We start from the raw sequence: 22506 nt of genomic DNA on the forward strand, positions 1-22506 counted from the left end.
CTGTTACCGCACACGCCTTGACGGCCACGAGTGCGAAGTGGGTTGATGCCTACTGACAACGTTGTCAATCTGACCACGTCATCAACACGCGTTCTCGGGGGTTTTCTCGAAGGGACGGTGCATGATGCGGCGTAGGTGGACGGCCACCGTCGCGATCACATTGGCGAGCGTGCTGACCCTGTCGGCCTGCGGCGGCGGCGGGGACAAGGCGGCACAGCCCTCCACGGGCGGTGGCGACGCCAAGAAACAGGTGGAGGTGTTCTCCTGGTGGACGGGACCAGGTGAGGCCGACGGACTCAAGGCGATGCGGCAGATCTTCGAGCAGAAGAACCCGTCGTACTCGTTCTTCGACGCGGCGGTCGCGGGCGGCTCCGGCGACAAGGCCAAGGCGCTGCTCCAGTCGAAACTCCAGGCCGACACCCCGCCCGACACGTTCCAGGGCCACGCGGGCGCCGAGCTGCAGGGCTACATCAAGGCCGGCGACCTGGAGGACCTGAACTCCCTGTACGACGAGCTGAAGCTGCGCGACGTCTTCCCGTCGCAGCTCGTCGACCAGATCAGCGTCCAGGGCAAGATCTACTCCGTGCCGGTGAACATCCACCGCTCGAACGTCCTGTGGTTCAACCCGTCGATGCTGAAGGAGGCAGGCGTCGCGGGCGCGCCCAAGACACTGGAGGAGTTCGTCGCCGACCTGGAGAAGGTCAAGGCCAAGGGCAAGATCCCGCTCTCGATCGGCTCCGAGTGGACGGTGACGCACCTGATGGAGAGCGTGCTGCTCGGCTCGCTGGGCACGGACGCCTACAACGCGCTGTTCAAGCCGGGCGCCGACTGGAGCTCTCCGCAGGTCACCAAGGCCCTGGAGACGTTCAAGACGATCCTGTCGTACGCGGGCGACCCGCAGGACGACTGGCAGCCCGCGGCCAAGCAGGTGGCCGACGGCGAGGCCGCGTTCAACATCATGGGCGACTGGGCCTACGGCTACTTCCACAACCCGCCGGACGGCGGCCTCGGCAAGACGTCGAAGACGGACTTCGACTGGGCGCCCTCGCCCGGCACCGAGGGCACCTACCTGTGGCTGTCCGACAGCTTCACCCTGCCCAAGGGCGCCAAGAACCGTGACGGGGCCATCGCGTGGCTCAAGGTCGCGGCCAGCAAGGAGGGCCAGGACGCCTTCAACCCGAAGAAGGGCTCCATCCCGGCCCGCAAGGACGCCGACCAGTCGCTCTACACCGACTACCTGGCCGACGCCCTGAAGGACTGGTCGAGCGACAAGCTCGCCGGCTCCATCCAGCACGGCGTGTCCGTGAACCAGCCGTGGCTGGCCGCGATCACCGAGGCGGTCGGGCTGTTCATCGGCAGCAAGGACGTGGCCGCCCTTCAGAAGGCGCTGGCCGACGCCGCCAAGGCCAACGCCCAGTGAGTCACGGGTACGGCGGGCGCCCGGACGGCGCCCGCCGTGCCGCCGGGAGAGGGCCGTGCGGGAGAGCGCTGTGCGGGAGAGGGTTCTGGAGGGAGTCGTCGTGAGGCGGGCACGCACCTGGCTGCCGGGTCTGCTCCTCGTCGCGCCGTCGATCGTGGCGATCGGCGTGTTCGTGTACGGGATGCTGGGCTGGAACTTCCGGCTGGCCATGACGGACAAGCACGACGAGGTGTCCGAGGGGACGTTCGTCGGGCTGGACAACTTCGTCAGCATCTGGGACCAGCCCAGATGGCACCTGTCGGTCAATCACGCGATCATGTTCACGGTCGTGTTCGTGCTGGGCGCGCTGGTGCTCGGCTGGTTCCTCGCCTTCCTCATGGAGAAGGGGATCCGCGGCGAGGGCACGTTCCGGGCCGTCTACCTGTTCCCGATGGCCATCTCGTTCGTCGCCACCGGCATCGTGTGGCGGTGGCTGATGAACTCCGGCATGGAGGAGCGGGCGGTCGGGCTGAACCGGCTGTTCGACGCGATCGGGCTGCCGCAGTGGCAGTGGTTCCGGGACCCGGACTGGGGGATGGCCGCGATGGCCCTCCCGGCAATCTGGCAAATGTCGGGATATGTCATGGCGCTGTTCCTGGCGGGCTTCCGGGGCGTCCCCGAGGAGCTGCGTGAGGCGGCGCGCGTGGACGGCTGCAACGAGTGGGGCGTCTACCGGCACGTGGTGCTGCCGCTGCTGCGCCCCGTCACGCTGTCGGCGCTGATCATCCTCGGCCACATCTCGCTGAAGGTGTTCGACCTGATCGTGGCGGTGTCGGGCAAGCAGATCATCACGGACGTGCCGGCGGTGTTCATGTGGGTGGCGGTCTTCGACTCCCACGACCCCGCCAAGGGCGCCACCATCGCCTCGTACATCGTGCTCAGCGTGGCGGTCTTCGTCATCCCGTACCTGGTCTGGTCCGTGCGCAAGGAGAGGCGCTCATGACGGCGGTCGCCCCGCGCGGGCGGGTGTTCACCGGGGTGCGGCTGGTCGTGCTGGTCGCCTTCGTGGTGGTCTTCCTGATCCCCATCTACGTCCTGCTGGTCACCAGCTTCAAGCCGCTCACCGAGGCCGACCCCGGCCAGGCGTGGAACCTGCCCGGGACGTGGACCCTGGAGGCGTGGCGGGTCGCCTGGGAGAAGCTGGCGCCGGGCCTGTGGAACAGCGTGCTGCTGGCCGTCCCCGGGTCGCTGCTGTCGTGCGCCCTCGGGTCGATGAACGGGTACGTGCTGTCCAAGTGGCGCTTCCCCGGCGCGGACGTGCTGTTCACGCTGTTCCTGTTCGGCATGTTCATCCCGTACCAGGGCGTGATGATCCCGCTGGTGCAGCTGCTCGTGGACCTGAACGAGCTGACCGGGCTGCAGGGCGTCTTCTACGGCGGCATCCCGGGACTCGTGCTCGCCCACGTGGTCTACGGCATCCCGATCTGCACGCTGATCTTCCGCAACTACTACGTCACGATCCCCGACGAGCTGATCGAGGCGTCGCGGGTGGACGGCGCGGGGATGCTGCGGACGTACTGGTCGGTGGTGCTGCCGGTCTCCGCCCCGGCCATCGCCGTGGTGGTCATCTGGCAGTTCACCTCGCTGTGGAACGACTTCCTGTTCGCGGTGTTCCTCACGGGGCCGCAGAGCTGGCCGGCCACGGTGATGCTGAACAACATCGCGGGCGCGCAGGCCACGCCGTACAGCCAGCAGATGGCGGCGGCGATCCTGTCGTCCATCCCCACCATGCTCATCTACGTGCTGCTGGGCCGCTTCTTCATGCGCGGCCTGATGGCCGGGGCGTTGAAGGGCTGACGCGTGTCCCCGCCGCGACCGGCGGGGACACGTCACCGTCAGGAGGAGGCCAGGGACGGGTTGGCGCAGTGGGCCAGCGGCTCGCCGCGCACGTAGCGGGCCACGTCCGCCGCGACGATGCGGGCCGCCTTGACCGCCGTCTCCTTGCTCGCCCCCGCCAGGTGCGGGGTCATGACCAGATTCGGCGTGGTCAGCAGGCGTGACCCGGCCGGGATCGGCTCCTCCGGGAAGACGTCCATGGCGGCGCCGAACAGGTGACCGGAGTCCAGCGCGTCGCACAGGGCGTCGTAGTCGAGCAGCGCCCCCCGCGCGCAGTTGACCAGCACCGACCCGGCCGGCATGGCCGCGATCTGCGCGGCGCCGATCATGCCGGTGGTCTCCGGCGTGGCCCGCGCGTGCAGGGACACGAACCGGGAGCGCGACAGCAGCTCCTCCAGCTCCACCTTGCCGGGCACGTCCACGTACGGGTCGTGGACCAGCACCTCGGCGCCGAACCCCGCCAGCATGCGGCTCACGCGCCGCCCGATCGCGCCGTAGCCGACCAGCCCGACCGTGCTCCCGTCCAGCTCGGGCCCGACCTTGTCGTACCGGTAGTAGTCGCCCCGCCACACGCCCCCGGCCAGGTCGGCGTGCGTCTGCGGGATACGGCGGGTGGCGGCGAGGAGCATGGCCAGCGTGTGCTCGGCGGTGGCGACGGCGTTGCGGCCGGGCGCGAACGTGACCGCGACGCCGGCCTCGGTGGCGGCCTCCAGGTTGGCGTTCACGGGGCCGCCCCGGCTGACGCAGAACAGCCGCAGCCCGGGGCTGGCGTCGAGGACGCGCCGGGTCAGCGGCGCCATCTGCGTGACGCACACCTCCACGCCCCGCAGCGCCTCGATCAGCTCGTCCTCCACGTCGGACGCCTCGTTCACCTCGCCCACGGGACCGAACGGCACGACCGGCCACGGCAGCGTGAGCTCACTGATGTCCAGGTCGCCGGGCACCTCGCGCTTGAGCGCGTCGATGAGCAGGCGGTTCTGGACGAAGTGGTCGCCTGCGGCGAGGACTCGGATGGTCAACGGTCGGCTCCAATCGGGGAGTTGAACTGCAGCATGGCGACCTGCCCGTCCCGGAGGCGCAGCTCCGTGACGGCGCAGTTGTCCAGGCGCGGGAACAGCCGGCGGTAGGAGCCGAGCGGCAGCCCGATGAGCCGGCACAGGGCGAGCCTGATGGCGGTCGTGTGGGCCACCACCAGCACCCGGCCGTCCGGCTGGGCGGCGCGGACGTCGTCCAGCGCGGCCACGAAGCGGTCCGCCACGGCGTGCGGGTCCTCGCCGCCCGGCAGCGGATGGGCGGCGGGGTCGGCCTCGAACGCGGCACGCTCCTCGGGGAAGCGCTCGTGCATCTCGGCCGAGGTCAGGCCGTCGCCCTTGCCGAAGTCGATCTCGCGCAGCCGGTCGTCCACGCGCAGCTCGACACCGGCGGCCTCGGCGCTGGGCGCGGCGGTGATCGAGGCCCGGCTGAGCGGCGACGCCCAGACACCGGTGAGCCCCGCGGTGGCGGCCCAGCCGGCCAGCCGGCCGGCCTGCTCGTGGCCGAGCGGGGTCAGCGCGACGTCGCTGAGCCCGGCGTAGCGGTTCTCCGCGTGCCAGACGGTCTCGCCGTGGCGCACCAGAACTAGACGGGTCAAGGTGTGGTCCTCTCACGGGCGTGGGCGGCGGCCGTGGCGGGCAGCCAGCCGCGGGTCTCCAGCTCCTCGACGAAGCGCAGGTAGTGCTCGCTCAGGTCGGCGCCGTCGGGGTGGACGATCTCGCGGGTGCGGACCATCCCGTCGGTCGCGCCGGGGCCGGCGGCCAGGGCGGCCATGCCGAGCGCGGGCTCGGCGTTCTCCCGCAGCGTCACCGGGCGGCCGAGGACGCTCGCGCGCAGCCGGTTCCAGTAGGCGCTCCGCGTGGCGCCGCCGGTCAGGATGATCTCGCCGTCCACGGGGGCGCCGAGCAGGTCGAGGTAGTCGAAGCAGAGCCGCTCGACGTAGGCGGCGCCGCGCAGGATCGCCGCGTAGCGGTCCACGTCGTCGCTCACCTCGCCGAGCGTGAAGCCCTCCGCCTCCGGCGCGGCGAACGGGAACCGCTCGCCGCGCGACACCAGCGGGTACGTGGTCGCCGCCGGCTTCCTGCCGCCGGGGCCGAAGCGGCGGGCGGCCTCCTCGCCGAGCGCGTCGAGGTCGCGTCCCGGCAGGTCGCGCGCCAGCACCCCGGCGCCGGTGCTGGAGGCGCCGCCGGGCAGCCAGGAGCCGTCGGGCGCGCGGTGGGAGTAGACGACGCCGAGCGGGTCGTGGACCAGCTCGGGGGTGACGCCCTTGAGGACGAGCGTGGTGCCCATGACGGAGTTCCAGCTTCCCGGCCGCAGGGCGCCCGCGCCGAGCTGGGCCGCGCACCCGTCGGTGGTGCCGGCGACGATGGGGGTCCCCTCCGGGATGCCGGTGGCCTCCGCCGCCTCGGCGCACACCTCGCCGATCACCCCGCCCGGCCGTACGACGCCGGGCAGCATCGCGGCGGGCACGCCCAGCGCGTCCAGCACGTCGTGCGGCCAGCGCTCCTCGATGAGGTCCACGCCCGTCTTGAGCGCGTTGCTCAGGTCGGTGGCCACCTCCCGGCCGGCCAGACGGCGGTTGACGAAGTCGTTCTGGTGGGCCAGCCTGGCGCCCTCCGGGGCGTCGCGGAGCAGCCACAGCAGCTTGGGCAGCGCCCAGTTGGCCTGCATGCGCCGGTAGCCGAGCTTCTCCCACACGTGCGCGCCCACCGCGTTGACCCGCTCCACCTCGTCGGCGGCGCGCCGGTCGTCGTACATGAGGCCGGGCGTCAGCGGGCGGCCGTCCCGGTCGGCGAGCAGGATCGTGCCGGAGGTGGCGTCCACGGCCACGCCCCTGACCCGCTCCGGCGGGACGTCCCGCAGCGCCTCGCGGGTGGCCGCGGCCAGCTCCCGCCACCACTGCTCGGGGTCCTGCTCGTGCCGGGGGCCGTCGCGGTGGCTGGTCAGCGGCCTGCCGGCCGCGCCCAGCACCCGTCCGTCGGCGGCGACGGCCATCGCCCGCACGCTCTGCGTGCCGAGGTCGACGCCGATCCACACGCTCATGTCGAACTCCCCGTCATCGCCAGGCTCCCCGTCATCACCAGGCTCCCCGTCACGACCGGCTCCCCGTGCGGGTGCGCATCTCGGCCAGCAGCGGCCACGACCCGGCGGTGGTCTCCCGCAGCGCGAGGAAGTCCTTGTACGCGGTCCGGTACGCGCCGGGCTCGGGCCGTACGGCGTCGCGCAGCCGTACGTGCCGGTCGGCGGCGGCCGCGATCCCGGAGGCGGCGCCGGTGGCGGCCAGCCCGACGAGGTAGGCGCCCCGGGCGCCGACCTCCGCGTCGCCCGAGCGGAGCACGGGCACGCCGCTGACGTCGGCGATCATCCGGACCCACAGGTCGCTGGCGGAGCCGCCGCCGCACACCCGCAGCTCGCGGGCCGGGGCGCCGGTGGCGGCCAGGCAGTCCTGGACGACGAGGGTCAGTCCCTCCAGCACGGCCCGCGCGACGTGCTCGCGGCCGTGCTCGAACGACATGCCCAGGAAGGCGCCGCGGGCCAGCGGGTCGGAGAACGGCGCCCGTTCGCCCGCCGGCGAGAAGTACGGCTGGAACGCCAGCCCGGCGGCGCCCGGCGGCGCGCCGGCGGCCAGCTCGCCCAGCTCGGCCGGGCCCGGGAGCCCGAGCATGCGGCACACCCAGTGCAGCACCTCGACCCCGGCGAAGGTGGGGAAGGCCCGCAGGTAGCCGCCGGGAACGGCGATGGTGATGCCCACGGGCGGCCCGTCCAGCTCGGGCTCGGCCACGACCGTCTCGGTGCACAGCGTGGTGCCGAGGATGCTGCACGCCTGGCCGGCGCGCACGGCCCCCGCGCCGATGGCGGTGGAGACGATGTCGTAGGGGGCCATCACGACGGGGGTCCCGGCCGGCAGCCCCAGCGGCCCGGCCGCCTCGGCGGTCAGCCCGGCCACCCGGTGCTCGTCGTCGCGCACCTCCGGCAGCAGCCGCGCCGCCCACTCCAGGCCGAACAGCCCCAGCAGCTCGGTGGAGTAGGCGCGGGTCCGCAGGTCCATGAACGGGGCCGAGGCGTCCGACTCGTCGGCCGCGATCTCCCCGGTCATCCGGGAGAAGATCCACCCGCCGCACGTCAGGAGCGCGGCCGAGCGGTCGAGCCGGTCGGGGTCGTGCTCGCGCAGCCAGGTGAGGATGGCGTGCGGCAGCCCGGAGGCGGCCGACGAGCCGTTGATCCGGAAGGCCCGCTCCGACAGCCCGGAGTGGGCCCAGCGCTCCACCACGGCGGCGGCGCGGGCGTCGTTCCACAGGACCGCCGGGCCGGTCGGGCGGCCGTCGGGGCCGACGAGCCAGGCCCCGTCGCCCTGCGCGGTGAGGGCGACGAAGTCGACCGGCCCGTCCATCCGGGACGCCACCTCACGCACGGTGTGCGCGACGGCGTCCCAGACGTCGTCCATGTCCTGCTCGGTGTGCCCGGGCAGGGGCCGGGACACGCGGGTCTCCCGGCGGGCGACCGCGACCTCGGCGCCCTCCTCGTCGTAGCCGACCGCCTTGATCACCGTGGTGCCGGCGTCGACGCAGATGGCCGCCATCAGGCCCTTCCGTGAGAGGTGCGGGACTTGCGCGCCACCGAGTCCACGACCACGGCCAGCAGCAGCACGACGCCCGTCACGACGAAGCGGATGGAGGAGTCGAGGTTGAGCAGCGTCAGGCCGGAGGAGATGGACTGGATGACGATGATGCCGAGCAGCGCGCCGAACGCGGTGCCGCGCCCGCCGAACAGGCTCGTCCCGCCGATGACCGCCGCCGCGATGGCGTTCAGGTTGACGTCGCCCGCGCCGCTGCTCTGGTTGGCCGCGGCCAGCCGGGCGGCGGCCAGGATGCCGCCCACGGCGGCCAAGGACGAGCAGAGCACGAACACCGAGGTGTAGACGGCCCTGACGTTGATGCCGGCCCGCCGGGCCGCCTCCACGTTGCCGCCGACGGCGTAGACCGACCGGCCCCACTTCGTCCGCGACAGCATGTAGTGCATGATCAGGACGAGCGCGACGAAGAACACGAACATCCAGCCCACGCCGCGCGTCTGGCCGAGGTACCAGACCACGAACAGCAGCACGACGAGCAGCGCCACGCTCCGCGCGGCCAGCATCGGCACGCTCTTGGCCGACAGCCCCGCCCGGTGACGCTCGCGGGCGTGCAGGTAGCCGGTGGCGAACAGCCCGGCCGCCGCGAGCACCGCGAACGTGTACGACAGCCACGCGGGCACGAAGTCGAGCTGGGCGAAGGCCACCAGGCCCGAGTCGAACGGCAGGTTGATCGAGCCCCTGGTGCCCAGCACGTAGAGCTGGAGCCCGAGGAAGGCGAGCAGGCCGGCCAGCGTGATGACGAAGCTCGGCACCCCGAACCGGTTGAACAGCTGGGCGTACACCCAGCCGATCACCGCGCCCATGATCACGGAGGCGGCGATCGCCAGCCACACCGGTAGCCCCTGCCCGACGAACAGGACCGCGAGCACCGCGGCGGACAGGCCGCTGACCGAGCCGACCGACAGGTCGATCTCCCCGACGAGCAGCACGCAGACGATGCCGAGCGCGATGACGCCGACCGCGGCCGACTCCAGCGTGAGGTTCACCAGGTTGGCGCTGGACAGGAAGACCGGGTTGAGGATCTGGAGCACCGTCCAGATCACGACGAGGCCGACCACGACGGGGATCACGCCCAGGTCGCCGCCCCGGGCGCGCTCCACCACGTCGGTGATCGCGCCGCGCAGCCCGGTGCGGCTCTGCAGCCGCTCGTCCTGGCGATCGGTGGTGACCATGCTGTTCACGACGAGAGCCCTTCCTTGCTGCGCGCCTGCCGCTGCGTCACCACGTTGTCGGTGGCGCCGGTGATGGCGGCGATGATGTCCTCGGTGGAGACGTCGGCCACGTCGAAGACACCGTTGTTGCGGCCGAGCCGGAGCACGGCCACGGTGTCGGCCACGGCCTTCACGTCGGCCATGTTGTGGCTGATCATGATGACGCCGAGGCCGTTCTCACGGAGCCGCTCGACGAGGTTGAGCACCTCGGCCGTCTGGGCGACGCCCAGCGCCGCCGTCGGCTCGTCGAGGATGATGACCTTCGGGTCGCCGAGCAGCGACCTGGCGATCGCGACCGTCTGCCGCTGGCCGCCGGACAGCGACGCCACCGGCACCCGAACGCTGGGGATCTTCGCGGAGAGCTGCCGCAGCAGCTCCCACGAGCGGGTCTCCATCGCCACGTCGTTGAGCCGGAGGGGACGCATCTCCTGGCCGAGGAAGAGGTTCTGGATCACGTTGAGGTTCTCGCACAGGGCGAGGTCCTGGAAGACGGTGGCGATGCCCAGCTTGTGCGCCGCCGCCGGCGTCGGGATGTGCACCTCACGCGACGCGAACGTGATCGTGCCCGAGTCCGGGGGGTGCACCCCTGACAGGATCTTGACCAGGGTGGACTTGCCGGCGCCGTTGTCGCCTACGACGGCCACGACCTGACCGGCGGCCACGTCCAGCTCGACGTCCGTCAGCGCGGCGACGGCGCCGAAGGTCTTGCTGATCCCGCGCAGTGACAGGACGCTCTCGGCGCGCGGGGCGTCCGCCTGCTCGCCGTCTTTCTGCCGGATGGAGGACAAGGAATCTCCTGTCGGTCTACTTGATGCCGCGCTGCCTGATCAAGGGCTACTTGATCCCGAGCTCGGCGCAGCCCTTGGCGTACGCGCCCGTGCAGGCGTCCGCCGCCTTCATGATCCCGCTCTGGAACAGCACCTCGTTGATGTTCTCCCTGGTGACGACCGTGGGGACGAACAGCTCCGACGGGGTGTTGTAGAGGGTGGTCTTGCCGGCCGGCTTCTCGCCCTTCATGAACTGGAAGGCGACGTTCGCCGCCGCCTCGGCCACGATCTTGATGGGCTTGGAGATGGTGTTGAACTGGTCGCCCGCGATGATCCGCTGGGCGGCGGCCACCTCGGCGTCGTTGCCCGTGACCGGCGGCACCTTCACGCCCGCGGCCTTGAACGCGGCGATCGCACCGCCGCCGGTGCCGTCGTTGGCGGCCACCACGCCCACGATCTGGTCGTTGAAGCGGGTGATCTGGCCGCTGACCCACGTCTGCGCCTTCTCCGGCTGCCAGTCGGGGGTGTCGTACTCGGCCAGCAGCTTGAAGCCGCTGGGGTCGACGGCGCTGTGGATGCCCTTCTTGATCAGGCCGGCCGCGGCGTCCGTGGGGGAGCCGTTGACCTGGAGGAGGCCGCCCTGCGCGTTCTGCGACTTCAGGTGGTCGACCAGCGACTGGGCGATCATGGCGCCGATCTTCTCGTTGTCGAACGAGACGTAGTAGTCGGCGGGCGTGGCCGGGATCGGCCGGTCGTAGGCGATGACCGGCACCTGCTGGGCCTGCGCGGACTTGACGATCGTGGCCGCCGCGGCGGAGTCGACCGGGTCGATCACGATGGCCTTGACGCCCTGGGCGAGCGCGGAGTTGGCCTGCTGCTGCTGCTTGGCGGCGTCGGAGTCGGCGTTCTGGTAGATGACCGTGCAGCTCGGGCAGAGCTGCTTCATCTTGGCCTCGAACAGCGGCTTGTCGGCCAGCTCGTACCGGGTGGAGGCCAGGTCCGGCATGAGGAAGGCCACCTTGGCGTTCTCCACGCCGCCGCCGCTGGAGGCGGTGCTGCCGCCCCCGCCGCTGGAGCCGGAGCCACAGGCGGTCAGGGAGACGGCGGCGACGACTGCCGCCGCGGCGAACGCGGAGGTCCGGATCTTGGCTCTGTTCACGGGTCGCTTCCTCACTACTTGCTAGGTCCTCGCGGAGCCGGTCGGGGTCGGGATCCCGGCCACGCACGGACCGCACAAACGGCACCGTGCTGTGGTGCGTTTCACGCTAGCGCGCTTGCGGAATATTTGTCCAGCAAAAGTGTTCACGGTATTTCCATGCGTTTGACCTGCGGTTCACCTGGAGTGAGCCGCGGGAAGGCATGACGAAGCCGGGAAGGACGGAGCGGGGACGGGCGCGGCGGAGCGGATGCGCCGTGACAGCAGGGGATCGCGGCCCGGGGTCGCGGCCCGGGACCGCGGGCCGGAGGCCCCGGCTCGGGGGCCGGCTCGGAGGCCGGCTCAGCGGGTGGCGGCGAGCAGGCTCTCGGCCGTGAGGGCGTCGGTGACGAGCTGGTTGAAGTAGCCGCCCCTGGCGCCGGCGACGATGGACACGACCTTCTCCGGGCCGGCCGCCACCGCGATCGAGAACGGGATGCGGCGCAGCTCCTCCAGGCCGGTGGCGACCAGCCGCTCGCTGCCGGGGTAGCTCACCGGCTCGCCGTCGCGGTCGTAGAAGCGCGAGCAGACGTCACCCACGGCGTGGCGCAGGCTGTCGGCGTAGCGGGGCACGAAGGCGGGCGTGACCTGCCGCATCAGCGGGGGCGAGCCCACGCCGACGATCGCGCACTTGGCGTGCGCCCACAGGTCCATGACGCGGCGCACCGACGGCTCGTGCTGGAGGGAGGAGAACAGCTCCGGCCCCGGCAGGGCGGGCGCGTAGAGGTAGCTGGGCACGCCGCCGACCCGCTCGGCGAGCAGGCGGGTGGTCTCGTTGGTCTGGAACCAGGGCTGCGGGTCCTCCTGCCCGCCCACGGCCGGCGCGATCGTCACGCCGGGGAAGTGGCCCAGGCTCTCGCGCGCGCACTCGTACACCGTGCTGCCGGAGGAGACGAGCACCGTGTCACCCGATCTCAGCCCGACGCCCGTCAGGGCCCTGGCCAGGCCGGGGGCCAGCCACGGGCCGAGTGCCGGCCCGCTGACCTTGGGCACCAGGTAGACGCGCTGGAGCCGCAGGGCCTCGGCCACCTCGGCGGCGAGCGGGCCCTCCTCCAGGGTCGCGGGGCGGTGGACCCGGATCTCGACGATGCCGTGGCGCCGCGCCTCGGTCAGCAGGCGGCTCACGGTCGCCCTGCTCACGCCCAGCCGCTTGGCGATGTCGGCCTGCGTCGCGTCCTCCAGGTAGTACTGGGAGGCGGCCGCGTACATCAGCTCCTGAGGGAACCGGGTCTGGACCTCCGGTGCGACGTCGGCGGCATTCATGCGCGCGGTCTCCCTGGGTGCGAGTTCAACTGCCGGATCAGGTGCGTGAACACGTGTGCAGAACGGATGCGCACCGACTATACCTCTGTGCCCCCCGAGCAAAGGCTAGCGAGCCCGCGGCCGGGACGTGACGGGCCTCAGGGAAGAGCCCCGGCGACCAGCGCGTCCCCGAGCGGCGTGCGCGCGTAGAGGACGGAACGGCCGGAGCGGGTGCCGGCCACGAGCCCCGTGCCGCGCAGCGCGGCGAGATGCCCGCCCGTGGTGCCGAGACTTTGCCCGAGCAGGGCCGCGAGGTGCGTGGTCGTGGCAGGCACGGCCAGCTCGGCCAGGATGCGGGCGCGGGTGCGGCCGACGAGCGCCGCCAGGCCCGCGTCCGCCTCCGGCTGCTCCACCGCCACCCCCCGCGCCGGGTAGACCAGCGCGTACGGCCACGCCTCCTCCAGGTACGCGCCGACGTTGCCCGTGAACACCGACGGCAGGAACAGCAGCCCGCGCCCGCCCAGCCGGTGGTGCTTGTCGGCGCGGCCCATCCGGATCTCGATGCGGCCCTCGCGCCAGCGCACCTGCGAGCTGAGGTCGCCGAGCGCCGCGGCCCAGCCGTACGTGGCCAGCCGCCCGGCCCGCTGGATCACGTCCCGCTCCAGAGTCGCGTGGAAGCGCGGCCAGGACGGCGAGACGACCTCCCGCCAGAGCACCTCGAACGCGTCCGCCAGCACTCCCACCACGTCCGGCCCGAGCAGCAGCTCCCGCACCCACGCGGGCACCGGCGGCCGCCCGGCCAGCACCGCGGTGATCTCCGCGTGCGCCTGCGCGACCGGGGTGGCGCGCATCGCCGCGAGCTCCGTCTCGAACGGCACGCTCATCCCGGCGGGCGGCGGGGCGACGAAGTCCACGTTGTCGCCCCGGTTGCCGGTGATCGCGGCCGTGGCGCGCAGCGCGGGGAGGGCGCGTTCGAGCTCCAGGTACGGCCCGCGCCACCGCTCGGCCCAGTGCCGGTGCGGACCCGCCTCGACCCGTCCGGCCAGGACCCACTGGGCGTGCATGGTCTCGATCAGCGGCGAGACGGCGAACCGGCTGGCGGCCACGTCCTGCGGGGTGACCTCGATCGTAAACACCTTTCGGTTATATCCGAAAAGTTCGCCTGCGCCGGGGGCGCCCGCGAGCATCGGGATTCGGCCATGGGGGCCGACGCGGTGAGTGAGGACGCGGTGAGTGAGGGAGTGCGGTGTGAGTGAACGCGGGGCGACGTTCGGCGAGGTCTTCGCGGTCCGGGAGTTCCGGGTGCTGTTCGGCAGCTTCGCGCTGATGATCGCGGGCGACTCGGTCAAGATGCTGGCGCTGTCGGTGCTGGTGTACGCGCGGACGGGGTCGCCGGGGCTGTCGGCCGCCGCGTACATGGCCGGGTGGCTGCCGTACATCCTCGGCGGGATCTTCCTGCTGTCACTGGCCGACCGGCTGCCCGCCCGGCCGCTCATGGTGACCGGGGAGCTGGTCAGGGTGGCGGTCTGCCTGGCGCTCGCCTACGGGGGTCTGCCGGTGTGGGCGATGCTGGCGCTGGTGCTGGTGACGGGATTGTTCTCGCCGGTGTTCGGCGCGGCGCGCAGCGCGATGCTGCCCGAGGTGCTGCCGGGGGACGGGTTCGTGCTGGCCCGTTCCCTCATGGGGGTGACCTCGGCGGGGGCGCAGATCGCGGGGCTCGCGCTGGGCGGGGCGTTCCTCGCGGCGGCGGGGCCGGGCGGCGCGCTCGGGGTCACGGCGGCCCTGGCGGCGATGGGCGCGGCGGTGCTGTGGGTGGGGCTGCCGCGCCGGCCCGCCAGGAACGCGACGTCCGCCGCCCCCGCCAGGAACGCGCCGTCCGCGGATCAGGCCAGGAACGCGGCGTCCGCGGACCAGGCCGGGGACGGTCCCGAGGGTGGGCCCGCTGACGGGCCCGGTCAGGGGGCCCCGGGTGGTGCGGTGCGGGTGACGCTGCGGGTGAACGGGCTGCTGCTGCGGGACCGGCGGGTGCGGGGGCTGCTGCTGGCCAGCTGGCTGCCGCCCGCGTGCCTGGCCGGGGCCGAGGCGATGGTCGTGCCGTACCTCGGCGGGCAGGGGCGGGCCGGGACGGTGCTGGCGGCCGCGGCCGTGGGCATGGCGGCCGGGGAGTTCGCGGTCGGCCGGTTCGCGGCGCCCGGCCTCAGGGAGCGGCTGTCGCTGCCGCTCGCCGTGCTGCTCGGGCTGCCGTGGCTGGGGTTCCTGGCCGGCCCGGAGATGGGATGGGCGTCGGTGCTGGCGGCGGTGGCCACGTCGGGGCTGGCGTACCAGCTCGGGTTGCAGCGCAGGTTCCTGGAGGCCGTTCCGGAGGAGGCGCGCGGGCAGGCGTTCGGGCTGCTGTCGGCGGGGCTGATGACCGGTCAGGCGGCGGGCGCGGCGCTGGTGGGGGTGCTCGGCGAGGCGGCCGGGCCAGGGATGGCGATCGCCGCGGCGGGCGCGGCCGGTGTCGTGGCGGCGCTGGCCCTCGCCCGCGTGCTGCGGCCCGCGGCCGGAGGCGGTCCTGTACGGGAGGTCACGGGGGCAGCTCACCCGAGCCGCGAGGGATGAGGCGCACCGGGAGGGTGACGTGCCGCGGCTGGTCGCCGTCGCCCGACAGGCGGCGGAACAGCAGCTCGGCGGCGATCCGGCCCATCCCCGCCGGGTCCTGGGCCACCACGGTCACGCCGGGCGTCAGCAGGTCGGCCAGCTCGAAGTCGTCGAACCCGGCCATCGCGATCGGCTGCCCTGTCGCCGTTCCACCCGCTGTCGTTCCATCCGCTGTCGTCCGGCCCGCTGTCGTCCGGCCCGCCGACGTCCGGCCCGCCAGTGCGCGCAGCGCCGTCACCGTGAGCCTTCCGTTGCCCGTGAACAGCGCCGTGGGCGGCCGGTCCAGGGTCAGCATGCGGTCGAGGTCGGCCCGCACGCCGTCCGGCGAGGGCGTCCGCATGGACACCAGCCGCTCGTCGTACAGGTGGCCCAGCGCGGAGCGGTAGCCGTGCAGCCGCCGCGCGGCCGTGAAGATGGACGGGTGGTCGCCGAGGAAGGCGATCCTGCGGTGCCCGTGCGCGAGCAGGTGCCGGGTCGCCAGAGCCGCGCCGCCCGCGTTGTCGCACAGAACGGTGTCCACGTCGATCCCCGGCCCCGGCGGCCGGTCCGCGAACACCGCCGGCGTGCCCGCCTCCAGCTCCCGCCGCAGGTAGGAGTGGTCGTGCCCGGCCGGCACCACGATGAGCCCGTCGACCCGGCGCGCGCAGAACGTGCGCACCAGCTCCCGCTCCCGGTCCGGGTCCTCGCTCGACGACGCGCTCAGCAGCAGGCAGCCCTGTCCGATGACGACGTCCTCGACGGCCCGGCCGAGCGCCGCGTAGAAGGGGTCCGCGAGATCCTCGATGACCAGGCCGACGGTGGAGGTGTGACCCCTCCGGAGCACGCGGGCGCTCTCGTTGCGGCTGTAGCCGAGGCGGTCGATGGCCTCGCGCACCCGCTCGGCCGTGCCGGGGTGGACGCCGGGCTCGCCGTTCACCACCCGGGACACGGTCTTGAGCGCCACGCCGGCGGCCGAGGCCACGTCCTTCATCGTCGGTCTCACGCCTGGATCATGTCCCATGCCGGCAGTGTGGACAACGTTGTCACCTCGGTCGGCGCGGTTGACCTTGGAGTGGAAACTGCTGATACCTTAGGTAAGGCTTACCTATCGAGGCGGGGGTGCGGCGGCGTGGTGGCGACCGAGGTACGCGATGTCACCGGGGTGCTGGAGCGCGTCGCGGCCGAGCGGGGCGGGGTGATCGGCGTCCCGCCCGGCCTCCTCGTCACGCCCGACGAGACGTGGACGCCCGCCGCCGAGCTGCTCCGCCCGCCGTACACGCTGCTGGACGAGCTCGTGGAGCAGACCGCCGCCCGCTGGAGCGCCCCGCGTCACGTCGGCGCGGCGCTGTTCTGGAAGACGTACGGCTACTGGCACACCATGCCGATGGCGCTGGCCTGGGCGCTCGGCGCGCCGATCCCCGTCATGCCGCTCGCCGAGACGTACTTCAAGGTCTCCGAGGCCGGGGTGACGATCGGGGCCACGCGGGTGCGCCACGGCTCCGGGCCGGAGGCGATCCGCGAGGCGCTCGCCGAGTCGCAGGCGCCGCTGGTGCGGATTCTCAGCGGGATGGCGAAGGTGGGCGAGCGCACCCTGTGGGGCTCGACGGCCGAGGCGTTCGCCCACCCGCTGACCCTCATGGTGCCCGGCGACTACATGGCGCTGCTGCGCGCGATCGGGCGGCCGGTCGACGGGCTCGTCGAGCCCGCCGGCGACGCGTACTTCCGCAGGACCTGCTGCCTGTGGGTGACCCTGCCCGACGCCGAGGCGTGCGGAAGCTGCTGCGTGCTCCGCCCGCGTCCGTAGCCGCCCGCGTCCGTGGCCTTCTCCGGGCGTGGCCTTTCCGGGCCTGGCCTTTCCGGGCCTGGCCTTTCCGGGTGTGGCCTTTCCGGGCGTGGCCTTTTCCGTCCGTGGCCGGCTGTTCTCCCAGCCGGCCACGCCCGTGGACGGCCGTCGCCTCAGGCGACGGCCGCGTCCCCCAGCTCCGGCTCCGGCGAGGTCTGTGTGCCCGCGCCGCTCCGGGCGACGGCCTCGTCAGCCGGCGGCGCCATGTCGTCGAGGGGCCGCAGCTCGTCCGCGTAGCTGACCGAGACGCGGCGCATCACGCCGGTGCCGTCGATCGAGTACTGCCCGAGCCGCCACAGCGGCGGCGAGTACGCGTGGATGGAGACGCTGCCGTCCGTCGCGCCCGTCAGCCGGTGGATGTGGTCGGGACCGAACGAGAACGAGCGCCCCTCGGGCACCACCGTCTCCAGGTGCTCGCCGCCGATGCGCGGGTTGCACTCCAGCAGCGCGCCCCGCACCACGTGCACGGCTCCGGACGACACGTCGTGGTCGTGCCAGCCCGTGTCGTCCTCGGGCCGCCAGCACAGCAGCCACACGTCCACGTACGCGTCCCGGTAGAGCGAGGCGTAGTGCCGGCCGCCGTCGGCGGGGAAGTCCACCTCGTGCTCCCACTCCTGCGGGTGGGCGGCCAGCGTGTCGACCAGGCCGCGCAGCTCCCGCCGGTCGAGCGTCCGCTCCGGCAGGTCGGCACAGACGCCCCCGTCCTGGGTCTGGCGCGCGCTGCCGTGGTCGATGGCCGGGTCACTGGCGAGGTTGACGGCCGGGTCACCGACGGTGCCGGTGGGTCGAGTGCCCTCGTTCACGTACGAGTCTCCTTTCTGGCGAGTAGACGACGGGGGTTGGTGACCCGGATGGCGTGCGCGGCGGCCGCGCCGAGGCCCGGGTCGGGTGCGGTGGCGTAGGGGGCGTCGGAGCCGTTGACGACGACGTCGACGCCCAGTTCACGGACGATCGCGTCGATCGCCCTCGGGCCGTACGAGGACGTCTCCACGAAGAAGCCGGGATCGACCCGGCCGCGCCCGCCGCCGCCCCGGGCGATCAGGCGCTCGGCGTGGAGCGGCGCCAGGCCCGCGAGCAGCGCGAAGCAGACGCGCAGCGTGGGGTGGCGCGGGCGGACGACGGCGTGGAAGTAGTGCCAGGCCGCGTGCATCTGCTGCACGTACGGCACGACGGCCGGCCACCACGGCGGCGTCCCGCCCGGCTGCGGCTGCACCGGGCCGCCCGGGTGGGGCGGTGCGGCGGGGCCCGGGTGGATGAAGAGGGGCAGGTCGCGCTCGGTGAGGACCTTCAGGAGCCGGTCGTCCGGAACGGCCGTGGCCGGGATCTGCAGCCCGGCGAACCCCCGGTCGAGGTCGTCGGCCAGGCGGCCGGGGTCGGGGTCGGCGTGGCAGGTGGCGGCCCACGCGCCGAACGGCTCGCCCAGGGCGAGCGCGCCCTCGTGGTAGGCGTCGATCAGCGGCCAGGACTCCTCCGGCGGCAGGAGCTCGATGCCGAGCGGGCTCGACAGGGACACCAGCGCCAGCTCCAGCCCCGTGGTGTCGCGGGGCCCGTGGTCGGCCGGGTTCACCTCGTAGGGAGGCTCGCCGTCGAGGTACAGGGTCCAGCCGTCGAGGCGGGGAGGGGCCGTGCGCGCGCGCAGAGCCTCGATGAACTCGGGCGTCCACAGGTGCTGGTGCACGTCGATGGTCACGACTTGATCGCCTCCTCCCGGCATTTCCTACTGATAATATAGGTTACTGATCGACCGAAACGCCACGAAGGGTGGTGAACCGTTTCAGTGATACGGTTCAGTGAACCGCTTCACCTCCGACATGTCAACGGGTGAGGGTCACGAACCTCCGTGGGTGCGGGTTTCTGTCAGCGCCACGCAATAGGCTGATTCAATGCCCCGGAAGAGAGCGACGATCCGGGAAGTGGCCAAGGCGACCGGCCTGTCGCCGGCGGCCGTTTCCTACGCGCTACGTGGCCTGCAGGTCTCCGAGGAGACCATGGAGCGGGTGCGCGCCGCCGCCGACGAGCTCGGCTACGAGGCCGATCCCATCGCCCGCGCCCTGGCCAGCGGGCGCACCGGCATGATCGGGCTGCTGTGCGGCTCCCTCGAAGACCTCTGGCAGCAGTCGCTGGCCGTCGGCATCAGCAGGGGGCTGCGCGAGAAGGACCGCTACGCCCTCATCCTCGACGCCGTCGGCGACCCCGCCCGCGAGCGGGCGCTCGCCCAGCAGCTGCGCGACCAGCGGGTCGACGGCATGATCGTGCAGCCGCTCGACCCGGCGGCGCCGTTCTGGCCGGAGCTGTGCGAGACCGTGCCGGTCGTGGCGATCGGCGACTCGCTGGCGGGCACGGCCGCCGAGGTCGTCTTCGACAACCGCAGCGGCGTCACGCTGGCCCTGGAGCACCTGCGCGAGCTGGGGCACCAGCGGGTCACCGTGCTGACCCCCACCCGCGACAGCACCCCCGACCGCCCCGCCGACGTGCACGTCACGGCCGAGGCCGAGCGGCTGGGGCTCGACATCGAGGTGGTCATCGCCCCCCACGGCCTGGCCGCAGCCACCGAGGCCGCGCACCACGCGCTGCGCCCGGGCGGCCCGTCGGCGGTGTTCTGCTTCTCCGACTCGATCGCGTACGGGGTCTATGCGGCGGCCCGGGATCTCGGCCTGTCGGTGCCCGGCGACATCTCGGTCATGGGATACGACGACCACCCGATGTCCGGGCTGCTCACGCCGGGGCTCACCACGGTGGACTGGAACATCGACGGCATCGTCAAGGCGGCCGTGCGGCTGGTGTCGGCGGCGGCCGACGGGGGCGCGCGCCGCCGCCGCGTCGTCCAGCGGCCGACCCTCAAGGAGCGTGGCTCGGTCCGCGACCTGACCTGAGCGGACCTGGCGTCAGGGAGTGGGGGTGAAGAGGGCGGCGGTGCGTGCCGCGATCGACTCGCCCGCGATCTCCAGGGGCTCGGTGGTGCGCAGCGCCCGACTCAGCACGAACGCGCCCTCCAGCGCCGACAGCAACGTGATCACCAGCTCGCGGGCCTCCCGCTCACCGGCCCCCGCCCGGGTGAAGAAGCCCGTGCCCAGGGCGATCCACTCGGTGAAGACGTCGACGGTGGCCTGGCGCAGCGGCTCGCTGGTGCTCGCCACCTCCAGGGCCACGGTGGCGATCGGGCAGGCGTCGGCGTAGCCCGTCTCCACCAGGGTGCGCGCCGCGCCCGCGAAGAAGTCGCGGACCCCCGTCACCGGATCGGGCGCTTCCTCCATGACGGCGGTGAACAGGCGCCCGTACCCGGCTCCCGACCTGCGCACGACCTCGGCCCCGAGCTGCTCCTTGCCTCCGGGGAAGAAGTGGTAGATGGAGCCGAACGGTGCTTCGGCCTCGGCCACGATCTGCTTGAGCCCAGTGCCGGTGTAGCCCTGACGCCGGAACAGCTCGGCGCCGGCGGCCATGATGCGCTCCTTGGTAGACGGTCTGCCCGTCGCGGGGCCTGCGTTCATGGTCGCTACTCTATCGCTAGAGCGATCTATCTAGAAGTTCATGGGTCATGGACGGAACGGAGGCGGGCGTGCCGGAGATCGAGCTGAGCGCGGGAGTCATCGAGTACGAGGACACCGGGGGAGAGGGGCCGGTCATCGTCTTCCTGCACGGGCTGACGATCGACTCCACGGTCTGGCGGAAGGTCGTCCCCGGGCTGGCGGGGGAGTACCGGTGCGTGCTGCCCACCCTGCCGCTGGGCAGCCACCGGCGGCCGATGAGGCCCGACGCCGACCTGTCGCTGCGTGGTCTCGCGTTGCTCGTGGGGGAGTTCCTGGAGCGGCTCGACCTGCGGGAGGTGACCCTGGTGCTGAACGACTGGGGCGGCGCGCAGGTGCTCGTCTCGGAGGGCCGGGCCGAGCGGGTCGGGCGGCTGGTGCTCACGGCGTGCGAGGCGTTCGACAACTACCCGCCGGGCGTGCCGGGCCGCGCCGTCGCCACAGCCGCGAAGATCCCCGGCGGGCTGTGGCTGACCATGCGGGCGTTACGTCTTCGGGCGACGCGCCGGGCCCCCGGTGGATGGGGGTGGATGAGCAAGCGGCCGATCCCGGACGAGATCATGGACGGCTGGTTCCGGCCGGCCATGACGAACCCGGCGATCCGCCGTGACCTGGCCGCGTACGCTCGCTCCACCCCGCCGAAGGCGGTGCTGCTCGCATGGGCGGAGCGGATGCGCGCCTTCGACCGGCCGGTGCTGGTGGTGTGGGCCGCGGAGGACCGGCTGATGCCGCGCGAGCACGGCCCCAGGCTGGCCGCGCTGTTCCCGGATGCCCGGCTGGTGGAGATCGGCGACAGCTACACGCTCATCCCGGAGGACCGGCCAGAGGCGCTGGTGGCGTCCCTCCGCGACTTCCTGACCGGGTGAGCGTTCAAGAGGTGGACGGCGTGCGGAGGGCGGACAGGGCGGCGTCGAGGTCCTGCGTCAGGGGGCGGTCCGGGGTCGGCCCGTCCAGGGCGCGGGTCGCGGCGACGCGCTCGCAGGCCAGCACGATCTCGTACGGCTCCACGCACCGCAGCGCCTGCCGGGCCGCCTGGGTGGCGAAGCCCGCGTGGTCCTCCGTGCCCAGGGAGATCACCGCCGTGCCCGTCGTCACCGGGGTCGCCAGGTGGCGCAGCTCGGCGAGGGCGTCCTGGGCGACGTACTCCAGGATCATCGCCCCGGACGCCCCGGGACGGTCGGCCAGGAACGGCAGTCCGCCCGTGTGGGCGGGGTCCATCAGCGTGGCCAGCCGGGCCGTGCCGAGCTGCGCCGTCTGGACCAGGGCGGCGCGCAGCGCGTCGAGCGCCAGGGCGACCGGTGCCGAGTGGAAGTTGCCGTTGTGCCAGGCGAGGGAGCCGGAGATCAGGGGGTTCTCGGTGGCGGCGTTCAGGTCGGTCTCGACCGTCTGCTCGGCCCGGCCCAGGACGTCCAGCACGGCCCCGTGGACCTGGGCGAACGCCCGGAAGCCGTACGGGTCCTGGACGCGCGCGGGCGGGCCGGGAGCGTGCAGCGCGCGCAGGCGCTCGGCGACGGCGGCCTGCCCCGGGTGCGGGCGGGCCTCCTGCACGGCGGCCGCCAGCGGCTCCGCCGAGGCGCCGGCCGCCGCGAACGACAGGGCGGCCACGCCGACGGCGGCATCGAGCAGCTCGCGCAGCCGGTGGCAGGCGATGGCGGCGTCGGCCAGCGTGGCGGCGCCCGAGCTGACGAACGGCAGCGCGTCCTCGGGAGCCAGCGGGAAGAGGGGCGCCTGTGAGGGGGAGGGCGGGGTGTGCCAGGGGAGCTCGCCGAGCAGGCACAGCGCCGTGGTGGCCAGGGCCGTCAGGTCGCCGGTGCCGATGGCGCCGTACGTGCGGACCGGCGGCGTGAACCCGGCGTTGATCGCGTACGCCAGCACCGGCAGCACCTCGGGATCCACCCCCGCCCCGCCCGCCAGGAGCTGGTTGAGCCGTACCGTCAGCATGGCCCTGGCCCGTTCGGGCGGCACGGGCGGACCGGCCCCGCACGCGTGGCTGCGCAGCAGGTCGTGGCCGCCGTGCTCGACCGCCACGTCCTTGTTGGCGCCGACGCCCGTGCCCCGGCCGTACACCGGCCCGGTCAGCTCCCGGGCGGTGGCCCAGGCGGCGCGCGCCCGTCCGGCCGGGCCGGCGACGACCTCCACGCGGC

Annotated in this window: 21 protein-coding genes; 7 read left to right on the forward strand and 14 right to left on the reverse strand. The window is 73.1% G+C overall.

Translation table 11 applies throughout. From position 1 onward, the window contains the following. Positions 1-121: 121 nt before the first annotated feature. From ABZS51_RS26195 to ABZS51_RS26205, 3 genes are all read left to right on the forward strand, one after another. Positions 122-1420 carry an ABC transporter substrate-binding protein gene (locus tag ABZS51_RS26195; protein ID WP_355446018.1) on the forward strand — a complete coding sequence of 433 codons (1299 nt, stop codon included), beginning with the start codon at positions 122-124 and terminating at the stop codon, positions 1418-1420. Between the two features lie 100 nt (positions 1421-1520). After that, positions 1521-2402, forward strand: a complete 882-nt coding sequence (locus ABZS51_RS26200) for a sugar ABC transporter permease (protein ID WP_310708836.1) — start codon at positions 1521-1523, stop codon at positions 2400-2402. Further along, positions 2399-3256, forward strand: a complete 858-nt coding sequence (locus tag ABZS51_RS26205) for a carbohydrate ABC transporter permease (RefSeq protein ID WP_355446022.1) — start codon at positions 2399-2401, stop codon at positions 3254-3256. The genes ABZS51_RS26200 and ABZS51_RS26205 overlap by 4 nt, the downstream gene beginning before the upstream one ends. Before the next feature lie 38 nt (positions 3257-3294). On the opposite strand, the gene ABZS51_RS26210 is transcribed toward ABZS51_RS26205, so the two are convergent. The 9 genes from ABZS51_RS26210 to ABZS51_RS26250 all read right to left on the reverse strand — a co-directional run bounded on the left by ABZS51_RS26210 (position 3295) and on the right by ABZS51_RS26250 (position 13512). Continuing rightward, a complete protein-coding gene (locus ABZS51_RS26210; protein ID WP_355446025.1) occupies positions 3295-4314 on the reverse strand; it encodes a 2-hydroxyacid dehydrogenase in 1020 nt (339 codons plus the stop codon). Next, a complete protein-coding gene (locus tag ABZS51_RS26215; RefSeq protein WP_355446028.1) occupies positions 4311-4925 on the reverse strand; it encodes a histidine phosphatase family protein in 615 nt (204 codons plus the stop codon). Before ABZS51_RS26215 ends, ABZS51_RS26210 begins: the two co-directional genes overlap by 4 nt. Then, on the reverse strand, positions 4922-6370 hold the full coding sequence (locus ABZS51_RS26220; RefSeq protein WP_310708840.1) for an FGGY family carbohydrate kinase: 1449 nt from the start codon (positions 6368-6370) through the stop codon (positions 4922-4924). The genes ABZS51_RS26215 and ABZS51_RS26220 overlap by 4 nt, the downstream gene beginning before the upstream one ends. A 49-nt stretch (positions 6371-6419) precedes the next feature. Beyond that, a complete protein-coding gene (locus tag ABZS51_RS26225) occupies positions 6420-7907 on the reverse strand; it encodes an FGGY-family carbohydrate kinase (protein ID WP_355446032.1) in 1488 nt (495 codons plus the stop codon). Then, positions 7907-9133 (reverse strand): sugar ABC transporter permease, encoded by a 1227-nt coding sequence (locus ABZS51_RS26230; protein ID WP_355446062.1) that lies wholly within the window; start codon positions 9131-9133, stop codon positions 7907-7909. Before ABZS51_RS26230 ends, ABZS51_RS26225 begins: the two co-directional genes overlap by 1 nt. Positions 9134-9138: 5 nt before the next feature. Then, positions 9139-9960: an ATP-binding cassette domain-containing protein gene (locus ABZS51_RS26235; protein ID WP_310708842.1), complete on the reverse strand. Its 822-nt coding sequence runs from the start codon at positions 9958-9960 to the stop codon at positions 9139-9141. A 46-nt stretch (positions 9961-10006) separates the two neighbouring features. Then, positions 10007-11098 (reverse strand): sugar ABC transporter substrate-binding protein, encoded by a 1092-nt coding sequence (locus ABZS51_RS26240; protein ID WP_355446035.1) that lies wholly within the window; start codon positions 11096-11098, stop codon positions 10007-10009. A gap of 339 nt (positions 11099-11437) precedes the next feature. Next, positions 11438-12397: a sugar-binding domain-containing protein gene (locus ABZS51_RS26245; protein WP_310708844.1), complete on the reverse strand. Its 960-nt coding sequence runs from the start codon at positions 12395-12397 to the stop codon at positions 11438-11440. A 137-nt stretch (positions 12398-12534) separates the two neighbouring features. After that, positions 12535-13512, reverse strand: coding sequence for a DUF5937 family protein (locus ABZS51_RS26250; RefSeq protein WP_355446038.1), 978 nt, complete (start codon positions 13510-13512; stop codon positions 12535-12537). A 112-nt stretch (positions 13513-13624) separates the two neighbouring features. Between ABZS51_RS26250 and ABZS51_RS26255 the strand changes: the two genes are divergently transcribed. Then, positions 13625-14977 (forward strand): MFS transporter, encoded by a 1353-nt coding sequence (locus tag ABZS51_RS26255; protein WP_355446041.1) that lies wholly within the window; start codon positions 13625-13627, stop codon positions 14975-14977. Here ABZS51_RS26255 and ABZS51_RS26260 read toward each other — a convergent pair. Further along, complete coding sequence (locus ABZS51_RS26260; RefSeq protein WP_355446044.1) at positions 14943-15998, reverse strand: LacI family DNA-binding transcriptional regulator; 1056 nt, start codon at positions 15996-15998, stop codon at positions 14943-14945. The two genes, ABZS51_RS26255 and ABZS51_RS26260, sit on opposite strands and share 35 nt — an antisense overlap. A 126-nt stretch (positions 15999-16124) precedes the next feature. On the opposite strand from ABZS51_RS26260, the gene ABZS51_RS26265 reads away from it, so the two are divergent. After that, on the forward strand, positions 16125-16799 hold the full coding sequence (locus ABZS51_RS26265) for a (2Fe-2S)-binding protein (protein ID WP_355446047.1): 675 nt from the start codon (positions 16125-16127) through the stop codon (positions 16797-16799). A 152-nt stretch (positions 16800-16951) separates the two neighbouring features. Here the strand turns inward: ABZS51_RS26265 and ABZS51_RS26270 are convergent, their stop codons facing one another. Together ABZS51_RS26270 and ABZS51_RS26275 are read right to left on the reverse strand one after the other, a co-directional pair. Next, positions 16952-17641: a cysteine dioxygenase family protein gene (locus tag ABZS51_RS26270; protein WP_355446050.1), complete on the reverse strand. Its 690-nt coding sequence runs from the start codon at positions 17639-17641 to the stop codon at positions 16952-16954. After that, positions 17638-18528 carry an amidohydrolase gene (locus ABZS51_RS26275; protein WP_355446053.1) on the reverse strand — a complete coding sequence of 297 codons (891 nt, stop codon included), beginning with the start codon at positions 18526-18528 and terminating at the stop codon, positions 17638-17640. The genes ABZS51_RS26270 and ABZS51_RS26275 overlap by 4 nt, the downstream gene beginning before the upstream one ends. Positions 18529-18721: 193 nt before the next feature. On the opposite strand from ABZS51_RS26275, the gene ABZS51_RS26280 reads away from it, so the two are divergent. Beyond that, entirely contained in the window at positions 18722-19711 is a 990-nt protein-coding gene (locus ABZS51_RS26280) for a LacI family DNA-binding transcriptional regulator (RefSeq protein WP_310708851.1), read from the forward strand. A 12-nt stretch (positions 19712-19723) separates the two neighbouring features. Here ABZS51_RS26280 and ABZS51_RS26285 read toward each other — a convergent pair whose 3' ends face one another. Beyond that, complete coding sequence (locus ABZS51_RS26285) at positions 19724-20326, reverse strand: TetR/AcrR family transcriptional regulator (RefSeq protein WP_310708852.1); 603 nt, start codon at positions 20324-20326, stop codon at positions 19724-19726. A gap of 47 nt (positions 20327-20373) precedes the next feature. Between ABZS51_RS26285 and ABZS51_RS26290 the strand changes: the two genes are divergently transcribed. Then, on the forward strand, positions 20374-21228 hold the full coding sequence (locus tag ABZS51_RS26290; protein WP_355446056.1) for an alpha/beta hydrolase: 855 nt from the start codon (positions 20374-20376) through the stop codon (positions 21226-21228). A gap of 4 nt (positions 21229-21232) precedes the next feature. On the opposite strand, the gene ABZS51_RS26295 is transcribed toward ABZS51_RS26290, so the two are convergent. Continuing rightward, positions 21233-22506, reverse strand: a 1274-nt coding sequence (locus ABZS51_RS26295) for an aromatic amino acid ammonia-lyase (RefSeq protein ID WP_355446059.1), incomplete at its 5' end; no start/stop codon positions are given.

Source organism: Nonomuraea sp. NPDC005501, assembly GCF_040605905.1.
Taxonomy (GTDB): domain Bacteria; phylum Actinomycetota; class Actinomycetes; order Streptosporangiales; family Streptosporangiaceae; genus Nonomuraea.